We start from the raw sequence: 4,401 nt of genomic DNA, 5'->3' as shown, positions 1-4,401 counted from the left end.
CGGAGGCTATGATAAGAATACCGTTGGCGAAGATATGGAGCTGGTGGTACGCATGCGCCGGTATATGGAAGACAAAAAAGAAGCTTACGACGTGGTGAATATTCCAGACCCTCTATGCTGGACAGAAGTACCCGAAACCAAAGAAGTTCTCAGCAAACAGCGTAACCGATGGATGCGCGGAACTATGGAAACCCTATGGAAACATCGGAAATTAATCTTTAATCCCAAATATAACCGCTTTGGAATGATCAGTATGCCTTACTGGCTTTTCTTCGAGTTCCTGGGACCTATTATAGAGTTTACAGGTTATATTATATTTTTAATTTTTCTGGTTCTGGGCATCATCAACTGGTCCTTTTTCTTCTCTTTATTTGCGCTGGTAATCGCCTCAGGCATTTTATATTCTATCTACGCCATATTAATTGATTTGGTGAGCCATCAGGTATACAGCAAAAGACAAGATCTGTCTACCTTAATTACCACAGCTATTTTAGAACCTCTTTATTTCCACCCTATTGTTGTCAAAGCCGGAGTAAAAGGCGTTTGGGACTATTTTAGAAATAAACACGGCTGGGGAGAAATGACACGGCAGGGGTTTCAGACAAAATCTGTTGACGAACCATTGCTCAAACGTATCGGAACGCAGCTTAGGGTCTCTTTAAATAGTTTTGCTTCATTTGCGCTGACTTTTTTGTTGCTTTACATCATCTCTGTTGGATTAGAATGGTGGTGGTACAGCTACAAGTTTGAACAAATCCCTTATGTAAATGTCGGCAAGCAACTTTTATTAGATAATCTTTACTTTGCATTTCAATTACTGGCAGGTACCGGTGTACTCTACCTTATTTTAAGCTTCATACGTTCTTCCTGGGCAAAACTGGTACTTATTTTATCGTTCAGCATTGTCATCATTGTTCAATTCGTTTTATTTTTATATTTCTCAGAATCCCGTAATCTTCTCGGCGCCGACGTTTTCTATTACAATGCCAACGAAATGAAACAGATTTTAGAAGCGAGCGGAATATTGACTGTAAAAAATATAGTCTTTTTCATTGTGCTTTTAGCGGTTTCTGTAATTCCTTTTTGGCTGGTTGGTAGAAGACCATTCAAAACGCCCTATATAGGTGGTTCGTTAATTCTTATTGGCATCTTCACCTGCCTGTTCAACATCAAAAATTTCGGTTCCTTTGTAAAGGGCAGCAATGAATTTGTTTATAACGCCAGCACCAGCAAGTGGCGTTATTTTCTTACTTCAAATGTATCCGACTATTTCGAAAAACATCCGGAGCTTTTGGCCGACTGGACAACAACAGCACAGGAACAACCGGGAGCCGAAAGCAATTTTCCTTTTCTCCGAAACGAAGACACCGAGGACATTCTGGGGCCATACCTGAATAAAACATCAACAGTTCCCAACCTGGTTGTGATTATCGTCGAAGGATTGGGACATGCTTATAGCTCGCCTTCTGGTTATGTAGGTAATTTTACTCCATTTGTTGATTCATTATCGAAGAAGTCATTATACTGGGAAAACAATCTCAGCTCTGCCGGCAGAACATTTGCAGTGCTTTCTACCCTAACCGGGTCCTTACCTTTTGGCTCTCGTGGTTTTCTGGAAATGGACACCTTACCCAATCATTTCAATTTATTCAACATACTCAAGACGAATGGCTTTAATACAGGTTTCTTCTATGGTGGTAATTCAGAATTCGATTTTATGAAAAAATTTCTGCAGTTCAGTAAAGTGGATACCCTTATCGATCAGACTGCATTCGCACCTCCATACAGGAAATTACCAGAAAATAATGGAAATAGCTGGGGTTACGAAGATCAGGCGGTCTTCGGTAAAATGCTGGAAACACAAAAAATTCAGAACCACCCCTATTTTCATGTATTGCTGACATTATCCACGCATAATCCTTTCCTGATCAATAACGCAGCCTATTATGAGCGTCTTTTCGATAAGCAGCTTAACAGCAGGAATTTGTCTGCAGAGAACAAAAAATGGGCAGCAGAAAACAGAAAACAACTGGTTTCGGTATTAAACTTAGACGATGCGCTGCATCAGTTTTTTAAGGATTACCAGCAAAGAGCCGATTTTGCCAACACACTGTTTATTATTACCGGAGATCATGCCATGCCGGAAATACCAATTCAGACAAAAATCGACCGTTACCATGTACCATTAATAATTTATTCTCCACTACTAAAAACAAACCGCTCTTTCCGCAATACCGTAAGCCATTTTGATGTTGCACCTTCCCTATTAGCCTACTACCGGGAGAATTTCGGACTCAACACACCAAAACAGGTAACCTGGATTGGCCATGGATTAAAAAGAGGAGTAACAATGGAAAACGGAATAGCCATGATGCAAAGTAAAAATCAGCTAATCGACTTTGTATCCGGCAATTACCATCTCTCTGGCGGTAAGCTCTATAAACTAGACGGTCAGCTTAACGAAGATCTTGTAGACGATGCTATTACACATAAAGCAGTGAGTGCCCGTTTCGAAAGTTTTAAACGCAAAAACAAAAAATTCTATACACAGAAAAAGCTTGTTCCGGACAGCGTATATTCAAATTATTTTAATCAGGTTATGCCAGGACCTTAAAAAGTCTTCGCATAACCTATAATAATATCTAACTGGTTCCCTCTCTCATTAGGTCTGAACTCCTGATTATAATAAGTGGATGATAAAGAAAACAGATTGGTTTTATTTACCGAAAAATTATATTCAGCACCTACCTTAAAGGTCTTTAATTTATATGGTGCATTGTCCAGAAGATTGTTGCGATTTTCTTCAGGGCTCAATCCCCGGCCTATTACAAAACTCAGATAATCGTTCGCTCCCTTCGTGTAATAGCGTACGGTTGCCGCATAAGATTGGGATATGCTTTCTTCTCCAGGTGTAAGGTAAGTTCTTAAATTAAACCAGAAGTTCTGGTAGTACTTACCTATAGAAGCGGTATACATCCATATACTGTTAGTAAAATAGAGCTGTCTATAGCCAAGCTCTCCTTCAAAACTACGTGGCAAGTTGGCAAAAACGGAAACTCCTGTTCTATATTTTGGAAAAATTCCTACATCATTAGAGTAGCCCGTGCCAACGTATAGATAAAACATTTTAGAAAGCCTTGGGTAAGCTTCCAGTTCAAACTGCAAACCGTTATCAGCGAATTTATTGGCATAATTGGTTTTAAAAATAACCGATCCGATAGCAGTCGCCCGTTTATAACTTGCACTCAGAATATGCCAGTCATCATCAAATTGCTTATCAAAATGAACAAAATTATAAGTAATTCCAACAGTATTCTTTGCCAGATAGTCCTGAATATTTTTCGCCAAAGCCCTGGCTTCCGTGTGTTTCGGGTTCAGCTTCAACAGACTGTTTACCGCATTTTGTGCCGGCTCGTACTTGTTATTGCTGTAATTCACCTTCGCTTTCAGTAGCCATAAATCCTGCGAATCCGGGTGCAAAGAAAGCCCTTTATCCAATAGCATATTCGCCTTCGCATATCCGTTATTCCAGTATTCCAGAGATGCGTAGGCAAGGAAAAAATCTTCGTCCTTCACATCTCTCCTGTCAAGCGCATCAAACACTGTTCTGGCAGAATCTATTTGGTCTGACCAGGTATACAAACGACCAAGAAAAACGCTGACATCTGTATATTCAGGAGCTTGCCGAAGCGCTTGTTTACTCAAACTAATAGCCTGCTTATAATTTTTATATTCAAATGCCTGCTGGCGAGCGCGGGAAAATAATTCGTCGGCAGTAAGATTGGTTTCCTGAGCTAAAGAAAATAAAGGAAATAATAACGTATAAAATACCAGATAACAAATTTTTTTCATTGCAGATAGATAATTCCGTGTGCCACTCATGAGCTAATTTACAAAAGAATTTGATTTCAGCAATCAGTATCGAATGCTGTACAAACATTCATACGATAAAAACAGGTTTAAGGTTAATCTAATAGTCAAAGATCATTACGGTTTAGTTCATCCAGCGTAAACTACATGGGAAAGCAAAAAGCTGAAGGCTTAAAGCGATAGGTTATTGTGAAAAGCTAAAAGCTGAAAGCATAAAGCTGAAAGCAGTCGCATAGGTTATTGCAGAATCTTTTTTGAAAGGTTGCTGTTCAGACAAAAAGCAATTCCTTTCATAGCTCCCTTCTCGCCTCCCGAAGGGACTCCTTTGGAGCAGGGAGAGATGCCCAAAGGGCAGAGAGGGTTATACCGTTACTTTATTAAGCTGAAAGCATAAAGCTAAAAGCTGAAAGCAGTCGCATAGGTTATTACAGAATCTTTTTTGAAAGACCGCTGCAGAATCAAAAGCAATCTCTCTAATAGCATCGTTCTCTCCTTGTTAGGGAGAGATGCCCAAAGGGCAGAGAGGGTTAA

At 39.7% G+C, this 4,401-nt stretch carries 2 protein-coding genes; one reads left to right on the top strand and one right to left on the bottom strand.

Translation table 11 applies throughout. The features are described 5' to 3' along the window. Positions 1–2,614, top strand: a 2,614-nt coding sequence (locus tag ABWO41_RS15865; protein WP_353140142.1) for a sulfatase-like hydrolase/transferase, incomplete at its 5' end; no start/stop codon positions are given. Here ABWO41_RS15865 and ABWO41_RS15860 read toward each other — a convergent pair. Further along, complete coding sequence (locus ABWO41_RS15860) at positions 2,611–3,852, bottom strand: YaiO family outer membrane beta-barrel protein (RefSeq protein WP_353140140.1); 1,242 nt, start codon at positions 3,850–3,852, stop codon at positions 2,611–2,613. The genes ABWO41_RS15865 and ABWO41_RS15860 overlap by 4 nt on opposite strands. Between the last annotated feature and the right edge of the window lie 549 nt (positions 3,853–4,401).

Origin of the sequence: Pseudopedobacter sp., assembly GCF_040392825.1 — a bacterium.
Lineage (GTDB): Bacteria > Bacteroidota > Bacteroidia > Sphingobacteriales > Sphingobacteriaceae > Pseudopedobacter.
The sequence above is the reverse complement of the archived record's forward strand: the minus strand, read 5'-3'. Positions and strand labels throughout refer to the sequence as shown.

Bases quoted from the DNA above. Each gene is read 5' to 3' on its own strand.
- ABWO41_RS15860 (WP_353140140.1), bottom strand. From the start codon at position 3,852: ATGAAAAAAATTTGTTATCTGGTATTTTATACGTTATTATTTCCTTTA.